Genomic DNA, 16586 nt, shown 5'->3' on the forward strand with positions numbered 1-16586 from the left:
CAAACAGATGGTCAATTAACCGCCCAGGCGTCGCAATTAAAATATCCGCACCGCCACGTAAATTACGTGTTTGCACTTGCATGCTGGTTCCACCATACGCGGTGACAATCTTCAATGTAGTACTTTGTGCATAAGCACTTAAGCTATCAAACACTTGTTGAGCCAGCTCACGAGTCGGAACCAAAACGAGCGCACGCACAACTTTACTATTGGCTTCTCGTTCGGCTTGGTTATCAAGAAAACGTTGCAAAATAGGTAAACCGAAAGCTGCCGTTTTGCCGGTACCCGTTTGCGCCCCAGCCATGACATCTTTACCAGCCAAAACATGCGGGATAGCTTGAGATTGAACATCCGTCGGTTGTTCAAAACCTAAAGATTGCAGAGCGCTAACTAATGTGGTTGAAAGTCCTAAACGTTGGAATGGGTGCACAGTATCAGACATTGCAGCTTACCTATTGGAAATCAGGGCGCGGATTGTAACAAAGCGCAAGGTAATCGCCTATTCAAAATCAGCGGAAATCAATAGTGTTAGGGAATTGATACACGAGGGGGAATATAAGGAGCATAGCCAGCATAGGCTGCTGGCTGGTACTATTCTGCGCTCTGTTCAGAGCATTCATGAGATACAGAGTCATAATCGGATAAATCAAATCCGATCTCCATGGCGTCGAGCCACTCTAAACACTCATCGTTTTTATATTGGTCACTCATTAATCGACCTCCTTTGATATTTACTGAGACGGGATTATCACGTCGCAAGATCCTTTTTAAATGATTTATATGACAGTTTTTTGAAAGCGAATGGTCAAATTAATCATCACCACAATATCTATCACAGCGAAACGATTTCGACCACTCTTATTTAGCCGCCGCCTTGCCATGTAAACAAAAAAATACATTCATGGATTTTTATTTTTACAAAGCTGTTGAAAATGAATCCGAAGTTCTACAATATAGCCCAAAATGAGTGGATTAATGGTCAACACCCCGTTGTATTCATATATATCACTCCCTGAAACACAACATAACGTATAAAGAACTTTACACCATGACTCAATCAAAGATTTTCGGCAGTACTTTGATCATCGCAGGGACCACTATCGGTGCAGGCATGCTAGCTCTACCGCTCGCTTCTGCAGGTATCGGCTTTGGCACATCATTACTGATTATGATCGCCCTCTGGGCATTAATGGCTTTCACTGCATTGTTAATGGTTGAAATCCATCAATATGCAGACAAAGACGCCACCTTACATACATTGGCTAAACAGATCTTAGGGCAAAAAGGAAAATGGGTAGCGAGCTTTGCTATGCTATTTTTGTTCTATTCGCTTTGTGCAGCTTACATTGCTGGTGGCGGCGCACAATTCACTCATCGCCTGACAGAGTTTGCTGGCATTGAGATCAGCAATCCGTTGGGCACCTTGCTTTTTACTTTACTGGTTGCACTTGTGGTGACGATCGGCACCAGCACGGTTGATAAAGTGAACCGCCTGCTGTTTGCCGGTAAAATGGTCGCGATGATTATAGTGCTCTCATTTCTTGCACCTAATGTTTCTCAGTCATACTTGCTTAGTATGCCACTTGAGCAAGGCTTAATCGTTGCTGCAATTCCCGTCATTTTCACCTCATTCGGTTTCCATGGCAGTATTCCGGCGATTGTGAATTACTTAGATGGCGACACCCCTTCGCTGCGCAAAGCCATCTTAATTGGTTCTGCTATCCCGTTGATTATTTACATTTTTTGGCAGATCGTCACGTTAGGTGTCGTTAGCCAACCTCAGCTGGTTGAGAATTCCGGCCTGAGTGCGCTAATTGTGACATTAGGGCAAACCGTTCATCAATCCAATTTAAGCAGCATTATTGGCGTGTTTGCCGACCTTGCACTTTTGACGTCATTCTTAGGCGTAAGCTTGGGCTTGTTTGAATTCATGGGCGATACGATTAAGAAAAAGAACATTCCATTGCACCGTATGGCTGCCTCCGTCATCACCTATCTGCCACCATTAGTCTTTGCGCTATTTTACCCTCAAGGCTTTATTATGGCGCTCGGTTACGCAGCTATTGCGTTGACTATTTTGGCCATATTCTTACCGATTGTGATGGTGATTAAAGTGCGTTCAAACCAAGTATTCCAACTGCAGGGTGAAACACAATATCAAGTCAGAGGCGGCAAACTGGCTTTGACCATGACAGCAACCATTGGTTTGATGATCGTCACTTCGCAAATCTTTATTAGCCTTGGTGTGCTACCCGCTCTGGGTTAATCAATTAAAGTTAAAAGTGGGGAGAGTAATATTACTCTCCCCACTTTTTTAACCTAAAATAAGATCAAAGTCTCAATCTTGATATTTAAGTCAACATTCATTTCATAAAATTCTGCACGAACACACACATTTAGCCTTAGTATATTTATAAAATTTACTATTACTTTTTTGCATATCGGAGCAGCAATGAAAGAAGTTCAGTTCAGGACGATTGACCGCGTGTTCATTAAAATGTCAATTAATGACAAGATGTGGGTGATCTTCGCTTTATTCCTCACCGCTTTAAGCTTTGTCGCAGGAAATCGCTATGTTGATTCACTGGCCCAGATAGAAGCGCAAGCGAAGTTGGCCGTTGAGTACAAACTGCAAGGTCTCCTTGCCAGCGGCGCAGATCCACAAACCCTTTCAGCGGTTGAAACTCGCCATTCTTTAGCCGCAACTAGTTATCAAAAAGGGGTGATTACCGCCACAGTAAAACACAGCGATGGCAAAGTTTACGCGCTAACAGAGAATCTCTCTTATCTTGAAAAAGACGCTCGGCGATCGGCACTCTCGACTTTTCTGTTGAGCTATTTGTGGGCAATCCCTTTTGCTATTTTCCTCTATTGGGTCGCTACTTTTATTGGCGGTGCATTGTGGGTGCTGTACACAACAACCTTGAAAATTTCAAAAGGTGATTTAACTTCACGATTAGGTTTTCATCCCGGTCGCGATGAGTTTGGCACCATTGGCTGCGCGCTCGATAACGCCATGGACACCTTGACCGAACTGGTAGTTTCAGTAAAACAAAATGCCACCACTCTCGGTGAAACATCCAGCTCTTTTGCCCATGAGATGAAAGAGAGCGAGCAACAAATCAGTAGCCAATACGCTTCCTTGGATTCCGTCGCCACGGCCATGGAAGAGATGACGGCCTCGGCGCAAGAAGTGTCGACCATTTCCCAACAAGCCAATCAGCAAGCCGAGCAAGATTCAAAACAAGCGAAAGAGAGCTCACAGCTAGTTCAGCAAGCGATTAATGAAATTTCCCAGTTGTCAAAGTTCATTGAACAAGCCTCTCATTCGGTGTCTACATTGAATGAAAATACGGCGCAGATTAACGATGTGATCACCACCATCAATGCCATTTCGCAACAGACGAACTTATTGGCACTGAACGCTGCAATAGAAGCGGCACGTGCTGGTGAACAAGGGCGCGGTTTTGCCGTGGTAGCTGATGAAGTTCGCACCTTAGCTAGCCGCACGCAAGCGGCTACTGTTGAAATTCAATCCATGATTGAGAAGCTGCAAACCGAAAGTCAAGATATCGCACGCATTACTGAGCAAACGGTTAGTCAAGCTCAAACCAGTAGTGATTTAGTCGCTAACATCGGCAATAACGTCAATCAAATTGCTGAATCAGCAAAAATGATCAATGACATGAGTATTCAAATTTCAACTTCAGCCGAGGAGCAAAGCGCCGTTGCTAATGATATTGCTGCTGAGCTGAGTGATATTCGTACACAATCCAATGCGATTCGCAGTGTTGCGCAAACCTCATCGCAAGGTGTCGCTAGCCTTGCAAACGCTTCGCGCAACCTTGGTGAAATTTTAAGCCGTTATCGGACCAACTGATCATTGGGTTGCTTGAGTAACCAAGTCAGATCAAAATAGCCAGTCATTTGACTGGCTATTTATTTCATTCATCGCAGAGAAGTTGAAGCAAGAGCTTAAGACTCAGGATAACCTTGTGGATTATTTGACTGCCAACGCCACGTATCTTGTGTCATCGCTTCTAGGCTGCGAGTCGCTTTCCAACCTAGATCCGCCATCGCTTTGCTTGGATCTGCCCAACACTCCGCAATATCACCAGCGCGGCGTTCGACCAATTGGTACGGCACGCTTTTACCTGACGCTTGTTCAAACGCTTTCACCATCTCTAGTACACTGTAGCCATTTCCTGTGCCTAGGTTATAAATGTGCAAGCCTGCTTGTTGGCCTACTTTTTCCAGCGCAGCAATATGACCATCGGCTAGGTCCATTACGTGAATATAATCGCGAACCCCTGTGCCGTCTTTAGTTGGGTAATCACTGCCAAAAACAGAGAGAAATGCTCTTCGACCCACGGCCACTTGCGAGACAAAAGGCATTAGGTTGTTCGGAATACCTTGTGGATCTTCACCTAACTCGCCTGATGGATGTGAACCTACAGGGTTAAAATAGCGCAGCAGTGTAATGCTCCAATCTGGGTTGGCTTTATGGAAATCGGCCAAGCACTCTTCAACCATTAACTTACTACGGCCATAAGGGTTGGTCGCGCTGGTTGGGAAATCTTCGGTAATAGGCACTGAGGCTGGGTCACCGTATACGGTTGCAGATGAACTAAAAACAAGTGCCTTCACGCCAGCTTCACGCATGGCCGCCACCAGTACCAATGTGCCATTCACATTGTTATCGTAATATTCCAATGGTTTTTCTACTGACTCACCGACTGCTTTTAAGCCTGCGAAATGGATCACCGCTTGAATATTTTGCGCTTTCATCACTTCAACCAGTTGTGCTTGGTTGCGTACATCACCATGGACGAACAGCGGCTTCACACCGGACACTTTTTCGATGCGCTCTAAAACCGATGCTTTACTGTTGTATAAGTTGTCAAAAATTACGGGTGTCATACCGGCGTGGATCATTTGAATGCAGGTATGGCTGCCGATATACCCCATCCCGCCTGTCACTAATACTTTCATTGTTTTTACCTTCTGACATTGGTTGTGCAAGTTTAACGACTTTCAACCTAAACTTCACTTATAAATCAATCTGCTTTAATGTTTGTCTATCAGGCCAATTCGCTCTCTTTCGGCCCATACTTATCGCCAAACAATGAATCGGATCACTGTATATTGCCTTTGATTACGGCAAGTTACTCAACATGGACACTCAAGGATGATGCAACCCGTGACAAAAAGAACAATCACTCTCAATTGTGACATGGGCGAGAGCTTCGGTGCATGGCAAATGGGCGCTGATGAGTTGGTGATGCCTTGGATTGACATGGCCAATATTGCGTGTGGCTTTCATGCCTCTGACCCACACGTGATGAGCCGAACGATTGAGCTGGCGATTCAATTTGATGTAATGATTGGCGCTCACCCGGGTTACCCCGATTTGCAAGGTTTTGGTCGCCGTTCAATGAGTTTTAGCGAAGAAGAGATCTGCGAGTTACTGATTTACCAGATTGGTGCACTCAAGGCATTATGTGAGAGCAAAAATGCCGAGATAAGCTACGTCAAACCTCATGGGGCTTTATATAACGATATGATGCGTGACAAATCTGTCTTTCGCGCAGTGGTCGATGCAGTTTCTTGCTTCAATGTGCCCTTGATGATCTTAGCTTCAGGCAATAACCAAGATTACCTTGATATCGCCGATATTTATGACGTGCCATTGCTGTTTGAAGCCTTTGCCGACCGGACTTATCTCGCTAATGGTATGCTCACTCCAAGAGGCCAAGCCAATGCAGTGCTGACTAATGAAGAGGCGATCATCAATCAAATTAAACAACTGGTTGATTACGGAAAAGTGACCAGTTCGGATGGCTTTGTGATCCCCATCGAAGCCGATACGATTTGCGTGCATGGCGATAACCCGGCGGCGATTGAACTGATAGAGAAAATCCGTCTTTGTCTACAAGAGCGTTGAACCGTTACTCGTGAAGTTTTAATGAGGGCGTCATCGGCATCACAAGGAGTATTAAGTGACATTGAACTACAGCATTGATCCCGTTGCGGAATGCAGCCTCTTATTGCGTTTTGCTCACCCGCCATCGGCCGATCTCTCACTCGATATCGGACAAATTGCGCAACAGATCATGGTGCAGTTTTCTGCTTACCTGATGAATGTCACTCCCTCTTATACTACCATTTTGATCGATTACCTTCCTTATCGTATAACTCAAAGGGAGCTAGAGCAGCAATTGTTCACAGCGATCGCGGCCTTATCTTTAGCTGTGGAAGCCACCCACAATTTGGTTGAGCTTGGTGCTTACTACGATGAAAGTGTCGGCCCAGATTTGAAGCGCTACCATGCGCTTGGTTTATCCACGCAACAAGTTATCGCGCTACACACTCAAACGGTCTACACCGTTTGTGCCGTCGGTTTTGCACCAGGCTTTGCCTTTATGGCTGAAGTAGATGAACAATTACGCTTACCGCGCCATGCCACTCCACGCCTTAGTGTGGCCAAAGGCAGCGTCGCGATTGCAGAACAGCAAACGGCCGTCTATCCGAACAACTCTCCCGGAGGATGGAATATCATCGCCAATTGCCCCCATGCGCTCTTTTCTCCTCATCAAACAGCGATGACGCCTTTTTCAATTGGAACTAAAGTGAAGTTTACAGCGATGACTCGCGAGGAATTTTTATCATTAGGAGGTGAAATACCTCAATTAGCCGCGCAGTGGGAGCACCATTCATGAGCCCCCTACTACAGGTGATAAAACCCGCTCAACTGAGCTTAATTCAAGATTTTGGACGCTTTGGTCTCAGTCATATCGGTGTTACTCAATCAGGACCAGTCGATGATTACGCCTACAGTTGGGCCAACCATTTACTGGGTAACCGAGTCAATTTAGCAACGCTTGAAATCACGCTTGGTCAGGCGGAATTTCATGTTGAACATCCATGTATGCTGGCAATTGCAGGTGGTGATTTATCGGCCACGTTAGATGGAAAACTGATTGGTAATTGGCAAAGCTTTAGCGCGCAAGCCGGGCAAACACTGAAATTTGGCCTAGCCAAAAATGGCTTAAGAGCTTATTTGGCCGTGCGCGGAGGGTTCATTGTGCCTCACCATTTAGGTAGTGTTGCCACCGTACCCAAAGAACAGCTTGGTGGGTTAACGCAAAACGGCGTACCACTGCAAGCGGGCGATTCACTGCACTTTAATCCCCACGCTATCGATAACAAACCCGTACACATCACTTTTCGTTATAAGCCTGATTATAATCTGCCACTTAAATTACGCGTCATTGAAGGCTACCAAGCCTTGCAATTTTCATCGCAGCAACTCGATCGCTTTTATCAAACCAGCTTCACTGTCAGTCAGCATGCCGATCGCATGGGCTATCGTCTTAATGGCGATACGGTTACCCCACCTGCGACACCTATTTTATCGGAAGGAATTGCTTTGGGGGCGATTCAAATCCCGCCAGATGGCCAACCGATCATTTTACTCAACGATCGCCAAACCATCGGCGGTTACCCTAAATTAGGGTGTGTGGCTCGCATTGATCTGCCCCGTTTGGCACAAGCAAAACCGGGGCAGAAAATACGTTTTGTCAAAGGTGATATACAAGGCCTGCAAGAGGTTTGGTGCCAATGGGCGCGTTATTTCGGCTACTAACGACTATCACCTTGCTCCTTTAGAAAACCGCAAGGTGTCACCAATCAAGCCATACCGACAATTTTTGCCAATTCTTCAGGATAAGCGCGTGCCTTAGCTAACGCGATGGCTTTCTCTTCCACCTGTTCAAGAGACAAACTCATGCTGATTGGGTGACGAACTTCTATCGATTGTAGCAAATCTTCATCGTTCACTAACTGCCAATACTGAACAATTTTAGTTGCCGCTTCCAACGCAGATGAACCTTTGACCACTTCGATTCGCGCATAATTATGAGCTTCAAACGTAACATCAGCGGCTCGTAATGTGGCATCTTGGCCGGGAATTTGCTGCGCACCAAACAGTGGCTTACCAGCCACTTGTGCTTGAATATAGTGTGGGATGAACTGACTCATGTGGTGTATGGCTCGTTCACTGCGCTCTTGCAGTGCGTCCTGTTGCCAGCCGTTCTTAATTTTGCGTTCGAGATAATCAGGCAATACGGGCTGTGATGATCCAGCTTGCGAGGCCACTAACCCATCTTTAAATAACGTGATTCCCTCGGTCATACCATGCAACTGAAATAGACCATCAGCATACGGTGTTAGCTGAGCCATTCCTTGTGGGGTGCCTCTTGGCCCGTGAAAAATCACTTCTGGCCATTGCTGGTCGCATTCTGCCCAACGGGTAACGTAGGCCGCTTTAAATTCCACCAAGCGTTGACGCGGAGCCTTAGCCAAATCATCGACTATTCCCGTTTCATAACCACATGCATTGACTAAATAATCGGCATGGATAACGTGTTCATGCTCTTGATCATCCAAATAAACGAGCTGCCATTGCTCATCAATAAAATCAGATTTGATTAATTTAGCGTGCGTTAAAACTTGGCAATGAGGCATCGCCGCTAACGCAAGCTCAGCACTGGCCGCCAGCCGAAAAACACTCCAACCGTATTCTTGCACCGCAATGACTGGGTACTTCAACTGATTTAAATCTGCATGTTGAGCAAAAGGGATCACCCAATCATCGAATGATGTCGGTTGATCACTCTGTTGCTGAGTTGCTAATACCTGCAGTGCTTCACGGCTGTAGAGTTTGAAATACTCTTGGGGTTGACCAAGCTGCTGATTACGTGGGTCTTCATCAACCAATTGTTGATAGCTGCGCTGAATAAGCTCTAGCCTTGGTAATAAGGCTTGCGGCTCACCGCCATCACTATGCGGAACAGCAATCACAGTCGGTCGCTTATTCAGCGTGTGGGGGTAGAGCCTGACGGTTTCAATCGACTGCTTAAGTAACTCAAGACACTGCTGCTGCGAAATTTCGCGATAGAGGTTACCGCCCGCGTGCAGATGGCAAATCGGCGGCCCATTAACGAGACCAGCGCTTTTTTCCAAAAGCAGCACATTGAGCCCCAGTTCTCCCATATGAACGGCGGCAGTGGCACCAGCCACACCCCCACCAATAATTGCGACACATGGAGAATCTGTATTGAACTTTTTATATGACATAAGATACGAGTACTCTGGAAAACCCGGATGCATTCTAAAGCTTGTAAAGCGTTATTAAAATCACATTTTTCACGTGGTCTTATCTGTTTTACGACTAACAAGCAATACGCATAATCGACAAATAACTTAAAAAATTGCTTGACTCAATAAAGCCAAAACGACGTTTTTTCAACCTTGTGAATAACAAAACTGCGCAACCCAAGGTAACTACGGGGCTAAGCGCAAATAGGCCGTTATCAAGCCGTCGAGTTATCCCAAACTTTATCCACTGTTTTTGTGGATAACTCAGTCTGGGATTATGGATATCGCTAGTTAAACTCTTTATTTATAGGGGTTAACAGCCGCTTAATTAAACTACTCACGACCAGCGATAATGTGCAAAACGTCGCCAAGGGTAGCACCAACCACATGCTGTAATGCGCCATAGGTTCTAGTTCAAAACCGAACTTCATGACGCTGGCCACCACCGCGTCAGAGCCAAGGCTTGCGACGACTCCGGCAATGAGCGCCATCAAACCGTATTCAGCCCAAATAGTTTGCTCGACGCGGCGCTTGCTGGCCCCTAAAGTGCGGTATAAGCGAATTTCTTGTTGCCTCTGGCTTAAACTTAAACGCAACAGAGTAAAAATCAGCAAAATACCAGCAATAACGCCCATTGCGGCCAGCACTGTCACTGACCAGATAATTTGCGTCAGCAAAGTTTGAATCTTATCGCCCATTGCCCGGATATCCATCAAACTGACCGTAGGGTAAGTGCGAGCAAGGGTGGCAAGCAAGGCGTTATCTTGATCTTGCGCTCTGAAACTCACCAGCCACGTGGCAGGGATCTCCTGCAATAGGTCTGGGGTAAAAATGAAATAGAAGTTAGGCTTCATTTCTCGCCACTCGACTTGGCGAATGGAATTTACTTTCGCTTCCACGGTTTGGCTATTGATCACAAACCCCAAACTATCACCCAGTTTTAGTCCCAAATCACGAGCAACGTCGGATTCAACCGAAACGCCACCTTGCTCTGTCCACGCTCCTGCCGTCAGTTGGTTGTTGCTGGGTAGCGATTCTCCCCAAGTGAAATTGAGCTCTCGCCTCAACGCATCACTCCCCTCTTCACCTTGAGCTTGTTGCTTGGCCTCTATGCCATTAATAGTCGATAAACGCCCTCGGATGATCGGATAGGCTTGCGAACGCACAATGTTGGCGCTGTCTAACGTGTTAAGGTAATCGTTAACTTCATTTGGTGAAATGTTGAGTGCAAATGCGTTATGAGCATCGCTGGGTAAGGTTCGCTGCCAATCAGAGAGTAAATCGGTACGCACTAACCAGATGATCGCCAATAACATTAACGATAGTCCTAACGCGCCGAACTGGACTCCGGTCGTGATTGCCGAACGATTGATTCGGCTGAGCGCTAATTTAAGCGCGGTAGAGAGCGGAAGACGTCCTAAACTACGAGCCACCAAAACACTGACCACAGCAAGCACCGCAAAAAGCGTCACGATCCCAGCCAACACAATCCACACTAAGAGGTTATTCCAATAAACCCACAGCATCGGCACTAACGGAATCAAGATGAGCAACCCATTACGGCGATGATTCGGTTTCGCTCGCTCTGTTTGCATGACATTGAGCGCACTGGTATCTAGCAAATGCAGTAAAGGAATGCCGAGTGCAGGAAAAGCGATCAATACACTCGCCATCAGCGCAATAAAAGCGGGTTTAGCGCCATAACTCGGTAAAGGCGTAGGCAATAAATCCACCAGCGGCACGCGTAATAAAGACTCTAGGCCAATGCCGATCAATACCCCAAGCACCGCAGCAGAAACAAACAAAATCACCACTTGTACGATCAACCATTGGCGGATCCAACGTTTGCTCGCTCCAAGGCTTTTTAACATGGCGATGGTTTTTTGCCGCGTAGAAACATAGTGCTGACAAGTCAGGACTAATGTGGTTGCCGCCATGATGATCACAATCGCTACGGTTAACGACAAATATTGCTCTGTCCGCTCAAAAACCTCATTCGTTCGGCTGGCGCTATTTCGGTCGCGCCAACGATCGCTAGGCGTTAAAGTAACGGGCTGTTTTACTGCTTCAATCTGTCCATCATCACCATTAATGAACACGCTAAATTGCACTCGACTCCCCAATTGAAGTGCACCAGTACGAGCCACATCGTCTTGGTGGATCAACACCGCGGGCATCTGTTGAAATGGATTAAAGCTGAGTCCCGGCTCCTCAAGGATGCGTCCCGATACCGTAAAGTCGGCATCGCCCAGCGTGACCTGATCACCAATTTGAACGTCTAGTTGCGCAAACACTCGTTCATCTAACCACAGTTGATTCGGCGCAAGGTGCTGAAATGTCGTCACATCATCAGAAAGACGCATTTCACCGCGTAGCGGATAAGCACTATCCACCGCTTTGACAGTGACTAACTGCATACCGCGCTCACTGAATGCCATTGTCGCGTAACGCGTAAGTTGTGAAGACGGCAATTGCAAGCGCTCGATCTGATCGAGCAATGACGCTGGGGGTGGGTTTGCGGAAACAAACACACTATCGGCAGTGAGTGCATCTTTACCTTGTTTAACAATCACTTGCTCCATACGCTCAGCTAAGGCAGTCAACGCGAAAATACAAGCAATGATCAAGGTTAGCGCCACTGAAATAGGCCACAACTGTCCGTGGCGGATTTCACCTAAGCTCCAGCGAATTAATCGTTTATTGAGTGAACGGCTCGACATCTCGCTCATTACCGCTCCTCCAACATACCGGCTTGCATGTGGAAAATACGATCACATTGAGCCGCAAGAGCGGGATCATGGGTAACCAGCACTAAGGTCGTTCCGTGCTGCTTATTTAATTCAAACAATAATGAAACCACTTTTGCCGCGGTTTCTTGATCAAGGTTGCCAGTAGGCTCATCGGCAAACAACACTTTCGGATTGATCATAAAGGCCCTTGCTAGCGCGACTCGTTGTTGCTCGCCCCCTGACAGTTGTGCAGGAGAGTGATGCATTCGATGCGATAAACCAACGGCCGTCAACAAGGATTTAGCACGATCCACATCCTCTTTTTCGCCTTTTAACAAACAAGGTAGCGTCACGTTCTCTAACGCAGACAAGCTTGGGATCAGCAAAAAGCTTTGAAACACAAAGCCAACCGATTGACTGCGGATCGCCGCACGTCCTTCATCATCCAGTTGAGACAATGGCTGGCCCAATAGCTCTACCTCTCCGCGTGTCGGCGTATCAAGCCCAGCCAACAGTGTCATCAGGGTTGATTTTCCCGCACCAGACGTTCCGACTATCGCCACGCTTTCACCACTTTTGATCTCTAGGTTTACCTCTTTTAGGATTGTTAAATGCTCTTGATTGGTAGAGACTGTTTTAGATAATGAATGTGCTCTAATAACGGATGTTTGCATGACTCGACTTCTTTCCTTGATTTGTATTTTATTATTCTCGGCTAGCGCTAGTAGTACCACACTCTTGATATTGGGTGATAGTTTAAGCGCCGGTTACCAAATGCCGATTGAAAACGCTTGGCCTAGCTTGCTACCTAATGCGTTGCAAGCTGAAGGTAAATCAGACATTGATGTCATTAATGCTAGTATTTCTGGCGATACAACGGGCAATGGCCTAGCCCGCTTACCGTCACTACTCACCCTGCATACCCCTGATGCAGTGCTTATTGAGCTTGGTGCGAACGACGGATTGCGTGGCTTTCCACCTCAATTGATCAGCAGCAATTTAACCGCCATCATTGGCCAAATAAAAAAATCAGGCTCAACCCCTCTTTTGATGCAGATCCGCATTCCACCAAACTATGGCAAACGCTACAGCGATGCCTTTTATAGCCTCTATTCTGAGCTTAGCCTCCAACACACTGTGCCGTTACTGCCCTTTTTCTTAGAGCAAGTGATCATTAAACCCGAGTGGATGATGGCCGATGGCTTACATCCGACGGTCGACGCTCAGCCGTGGATCGCCAATTTTGTTGCGCAACATTTAGCAGAGCATCTCTGATTTTAATGCCTCAGCTCAATGAACTTTACCTAGTTTTACGATATTTTTTAGACCATTCCCCTAACCGCAAAGGTACAAACTATGCACATTGAACCTGTGATCAAAGGTGTGGTCGCTCGCTCTGCTCATCCACTCGGATGCGAACAAGCTGTGTTACAACAGATTAATTACGTAAAATCTTGCAGACCGATCACTCACGGGCCAAAACGAGTTCTCATTTTAGGCGCCTCTTCAGGCTTTGGGCTCGCCGCCCGCATTGCCCTAACCTTTGGTGGTTCAGAAGCCGATACGATTGGCGTTTCCTTTGAAAAAACGCCATCAGAAAAAGGGGTTGGTAGTGCTGGTTGGTACAACAATCTCTTTTTTAAACAACAGGCCGAGCAAGCGGGTCGAGTCGCCGTCAATATCGATGGGGATGTTTTTTCACCATCAGTACGCGAGCAAGTGATTGAAGCGATAGAGACCTATTTTGAAGGGGAAGTCGATTTAGTCATTTACAGTATCGCCAGCGGCATGAGACCAAAACCCAATTCAGATCAGTATTGGCGCTCCGCCATCAAACCGATTGGTGAGGCCGTTTCTGGTGCGACGATATTACTAGAAAACGATACGTGGGTAGAAACCACCATTGCCCCTGCAAATGACGAAGAGATCGAAAGTACACTGAAAGTGATGGGTGGCGAGGATTGGGAAAACTGGATAGATACGCTGATCAACACTGAATCGATTGCACAAGGGTGTAAAACCATTGCTTTTTCATACATCGGCCCTCAGATTACTCACCCCATTTATCTTGACGGTACACTGGGACGCGCCAAAATTGATTTGCACCAAACCAGCCACTCTCTCAACCTAAAATTGTCTAACTATGGCGGCGGGGCTTATGCGACTGTTTGTAAAGCTTTAGTCACGAAGGCGAGCGTGTTCATTCCCAATTTAAGCCCTTACATTGTCGCATTGTATAAGGTGATGAAAGAAAAAGAGACGCACGAAGGATGTATCGAGCAGATGCAGCGTCTGTTTAGCGAAAAACTCTCTAGCAAAGGCAAAGTACCCGTTGATGGCGAACGACTGATCCGTATGGATGATTGGGAGCTCAACCCAGATACTCAGCAAAAAGTGGCCGATTTACTGGAGAAAATGGATCAGTACAACTTTAAGCAACTAGGTGATTACAAGGGCTTTAAGCGAGAATTCATGCAGCTCAATGGCTTCGACTTTGATTGTGTTGATTATGCTCAAGAAATTAATATCGACCATTATATCAAGCAAGCCGATTAACTCCTTCCGTATCATTTACGAGACACAGCTAACTATCTCAATGCCCCAATATTTTATTGGGGCTTTTTTTTGTTACATTGGCGGCGCGTTCTTATTCTTAATACCATACTATGGTCATAGGAGCGGATCTTGTCATCGTCAGTCTAGAGCAATGAATGCTCGGCTTTTTTAAGCTTTGTCGTCCAAAGGAATTTGATAATATGTCGAAAATAAAGACACATGAGATGCTCATCCCCTCTTCAATGATGGATGGATGGCAGCGCATTGTGAATTTACTCGCTGAAATTTTAAACGTTCCGAGCGCATTAATCATGCGTGCTAGCCAGCAAAAACTCGAAATATTCTGTAAAAATACCAACGTCGACAACCCCTATCAAACCGGACATAAAGAACCCTTAGGACAAGGTCTGTACTGTGAAACTGTGATGCAAACACAGCAGGAACTATTGGTCCCGAATGCTTTAGCCGATAAAAAATGGATGCATAATCCAGATGTACCACTGGGCATGATTGCCTATTGTGGCATCCCATTAAAGTGGCCGAATGGTGATATGTTTGGCACCATTTGCGTACTCGATAGCAAGGAGAACCATTTTAGCCCCACCTATCGGCAGTTACTGGAAAGTTTTCGCGATACCATTGAATCCCAGCTCACCACCTTATACCAACAAGTAAGACTTCAGCAGCTCAATGATGAGCTTCAGCTTCGCGTCGATAACCGAACACAAGATCTTGCTGATCTCAACTACTCGCTCACGCAAGAGATCGATAAACGCCGCGCCGCAGAACAACAGATTCAATATCAAAAGTGGCATGACATCAGCACAGGTTTTTTAAATCGCAACGCACTTGAACTGGAACTCAAAAATAGCCTTTTACAAGCAACAAAACAGCACACCGAAGTTGCCGCCATTCATATTGGTTTCACTAATGCTCGTCATATTCAATCTCACTTTGGCTACCGAGCATGGGATCAAGTCATCGCTCGATATCGTGAGCGATTAGGCCGCTGCGATAAAATTGAAATATTGACCGCTCGACCCACGTCGACAGATTTAGTCTTGATCGTCAAAACAAAACTATTAGCGCGTCACCTGGAAAAGTTGTGCCATAAATTGGTCGAAATCGGTCATTCTGAATTTAAGCTCGATGACCATAATGTTCATCTTCATTCCTATATTGGTATTGCAACGAGTTTAGACACTGACAATGCTATAGAACTGCTCAAACAAGCTTCTGCTGCCATGGTCTCTTGCAAAGATTCCGGTCATAAGTTTTGCTATCACTCGCAAGTGTTCAGTGACTCACTCCGGCAAATCAACCAATTAGAAAGCTACTTATTACGAGCAGTGCGCAACGATGAGCTCATGCTCTATTTTCAACCTAAGGTCTCTCCAACCACTCATCGCTGGACGGGGGCAGAAGCGCTACTACGTTGGCGCCATCCCGTATTGGGCGATATATCCAATGAAACCTTAATTCACATGGCCGAACAAAATGGACTGATTTTTGAAGTGGGTAACTTTGTCCTGCGATCGGCCATCGAAAAAACGAGCCAATGGGCAAAACAGGTCGATAATTTCAAAATGGCCATTAACGTTTCAGCCGTCCAATTGAAGAATGCCCAATTCGCAGACCAAGTTCGTGAGCTACTGAACACCTACCAACTTCCAGCTCGGTACTTAGAGTTGGAAGTAACAGAAAGCTGTTTGATTGCGGATGAAGTGGTGGCTCGCAACACACTGCGAATTCTACACCAACTAGGTGTGACGTTGTCACTTGATGATTTCGGCACGGGCTACGCCTCTTTCAGCTATTTGAAAAAATTTCCCTTCGATTGCATAAAAATAGATAAAAGCTTTGTACATCAATTGGATCAAAGTGAGGAAGATAAAGAAATTGTTCGCTCAATCATTCACGTTGCCAAAAAATTAAAGCTGAAAGTGATCCTCGAAGGGATTGAAAATCAAAGCCAAGAAGACTTTATCATCAGTGAAGGGTGTGAGTTTGGCCAAGGCTATTTCTATGGTAAACCGATGCCTTGTGACGAGTTTGAGGCTGGGCTGCTGAACCAAAATTATGCATACCCTGTCGAGACAAAGGTTTTGTAGGATAAAGGAATCCCTTATCATGTCTTTGCTC

General features: G+C 46.0%; 13 protein-coding genes. 8 read left to right on the top strand and 5 right to left on the bottom strand.

Features of this window, described 5'->3' with window-relative positions; translation table 11 throughout:
* Positions 1-442: DEAD/DEAH box helicase (locus AACQ21_RS15195; protein WP_146127557.1), on the bottom strand; the 442-nt coding region annotated here is incomplete at its 3' end.
* Positions 443-1048: 606 nt separating this feature from the next.
* Here AACQ21_RS15195 and AACQ21_RS15200 point away from each other — a divergent pair.
* Together AACQ21_RS15200 and AACQ21_RS15205 are read left to right on the top strand one after the other, a co-directional pair.
* A complete protein-coding gene (locus AACQ21_RS15200) occupies positions 1049-2266 on the top strand; it encodes an aromatic amino acid transport family protein (RefSeq protein ID WP_017046094.1) in 1218 nt (405 codons plus the stop codon).
* A gap of 186 nt (positions 2267-2452) precedes the next feature.
* Positions 2453-3880 (top strand): methyl-accepting chemotaxis protein, encoded by a 1428-nt coding sequence (locus AACQ21_RS15205; RefSeq protein ID WP_181185604.1) that lies wholly within the window; start codon positions 2453-2455, stop codon positions 3878-3880.
* 95 nt (positions 3881-3975) lie between these two features.
* Here AACQ21_RS15205 and galE read toward each other — a convergent pair whose 3' ends face one another.
* Positions 3976-4992, bottom strand: coding sequence for a UDP-glucose 4-epimerase GalE (galE, locus tag AACQ21_RS15210; RefSeq protein ID WP_029189705.1), 1017 nt, complete (start codon positions 4990-4992; stop codon positions 3976-3978).
* Between the two features lie 208 nt (positions 4993-5200).
* Here galE and AACQ21_RS15215 point away from each other — a divergent pair, with 208 nt between their 5' ends.
* From AACQ21_RS15215 to AACQ21_RS15225, 3 genes are read left to right on the top strand one after another with little or no spacing between them, the layout of a single operon-like run.
* Positions 5201-5944, top strand: a complete 744-nt coding sequence (locus AACQ21_RS15215; RefSeq protein WP_105977595.1) for a 5-oxoprolinase subunit PxpA — start codon at positions 5201-5203, stop codon at positions 5942-5944.
* A gap of 55 nt (positions 5945-5999) precedes the next feature.
* Entirely contained in the window at positions 6000-6719 is a 720-nt protein-coding gene (locus AACQ21_RS15220) for a 5-oxoprolinase subunit B family protein (protein WP_105977590.1), read from the top strand.
* A complete protein-coding gene (locus tag AACQ21_RS15225; protein WP_105977591.1) occupies positions 6701-7645 on the top strand; it encodes a 5-oxoprolinase subunit C family protein in 945 nt (314 codons plus the stop codon). Before AACQ21_RS15220 ends, AACQ21_RS15225 begins: the two co-directional genes overlap by 19 nt.
* A gap of 44 nt (positions 7646-7689) precedes the next feature.
* Here the strand turns inward: AACQ21_RS15225 and AACQ21_RS15230 are convergent, their stop codons facing one another.
* The 3 genes from AACQ21_RS15230 to AACQ21_RS15240 form a co-directional block, all read right to left on the bottom strand.
* The gene (locus tag AACQ21_RS15230) at positions 7690-9171 is read right to left on the bottom strand and encodes an FAD-dependent oxidoreductase (RefSeq protein ID WP_105977592.1); all 1482 of its coding nucleotides are present in this window, start codon (positions 9169-9171) and stop codon (positions 7690-7692) included.
* A 275-nt stretch (positions 9172-9446) separates the two neighbouring features.
* Positions 9447-11888: an ABC transporter permease gene (locus tag AACQ21_RS15235; RefSeq protein ID WP_105977593.1), complete on the bottom strand. Its 2442-nt coding sequence runs from the start codon at positions 11886-11888 to the stop codon at positions 9447-9449.
* A complete protein-coding gene (locus AACQ21_RS15240) occupies positions 11888-12562 on the bottom strand; it encodes an ABC transporter ATP-binding protein (RefSeq protein ID WP_013867953.1) in 675 nt (224 codons plus the stop codon). Before AACQ21_RS15240 ends, AACQ21_RS15235 begins: the two co-directional genes overlap by 1 nt.
* Between AACQ21_RS15240 and tesA the strand changes: the two genes are divergently transcribed.
* From tesA to AACQ21_RS15255, 3 genes are all read left to right on the top strand, one after another.
* On the top strand, positions 12561-13163 hold the full coding sequence (tesA, locus tag AACQ21_RS15245) for a multifunctional acyl-CoA thioesterase I/protease I/lysophospholipase L1 (RefSeq protein WP_105977594.1): 603 nt from the start codon (positions 12561-12563) through the stop codon (positions 13161-13163). The two genes, AACQ21_RS15240 and tesA, sit on opposite strands and share 2 nt — an antisense overlap.
* A gap of 81 nt (positions 13164-13244) precedes the next feature.
* A complete protein-coding gene (gene fabV, locus AACQ21_RS15250; protein WP_017043170.1) occupies positions 13245-14444 on the top strand; it encodes an enoyl-ACP reductase FabV in 1200 nt (399 codons plus the stop codon).
* A gap of 200 nt (positions 14445-14644) precedes the next feature.
* Positions 14645-16555, top strand: a complete 1911-nt coding sequence (locus AACQ21_RS15255) for a sensor domain-containing phosphodiesterase (RefSeq protein WP_094151194.1) — start codon at positions 14645-14647, stop codon at positions 16553-16555.
* Positions 16556-16586: the final 31 nt, after the last annotated feature.

Source organism: Vibrio sp. V01_P9A10T6, assembly GCF_963877065.1.
In the GTDB taxonomy this organism is placed as follows: Bacteria; Pseudomonadota; Gammaproteobacteria; order Enterobacterales; family Vibrionaceae; genus Vibrio; species Vibrio anguillarum.

Bases quoted from the DNA above. Each gene is read 5' to 3' on its own strand.
- AACQ21_RS15200 (WP_017046094.1), top strand. From the start codon at position 1,049: ATGACTCAATCAAAGATTTTCGGCAGTACTTTGATCATCGCAGGGACC.
- AACQ21_RS15205 (WP_181185604.1), top strand. From the start codon at position 2,453: ATGAAAGAAGTTCAGTTCAGGACGATTGACCGCGTGTTCATTAAAATG.
- galE (WP_029189705.1), bottom strand. From the start codon at position 4,992: ATGAAAGTATTAGTGACAGGCGGGATGGGGTATATCGGCAGCCATACC.
- AACQ21_RS15230 (WP_105977592.1), bottom strand. From the start codon at position 9,171: ATGCATCCGGGTTTTCCAGAGTACTCGTATCTTATGTCATATAAAAAG.
- AACQ21_RS15235 (WP_105977593.1), bottom strand. From the start codon at position 11,888: ATGAGCGAGATGTCGAGCCGTTCACTCAATAAACGATTAATTCGCTGG.
- tesA (WP_105977594.1), top strand. From the start codon at position 12,561: ATGACTCGACTTCTTTCCTTGATTTGTATTTTATTATTCTCGGCTAGC.
- AACQ21_RS15240 (WP_013867953.1), bottom strand. From the start codon at position 12,562: ATGCAAACATCCGTTATTAGAGCACATTCATTATCTAAAACAGTCTCT.
- fabV (WP_017043170.1), top strand. From the start codon at position 13,245: ATGCACATTGAACCTGTGATCAAAGGTGTGGTCGCTCGCTCTGCTCAT.
- AACQ21_RS15255 (WP_094151194.1), top strand. From the start codon at position 14,645: ATGTCGAAAATAAAGACACATGAGATGCTCATCCCCTCTTCAATGATG.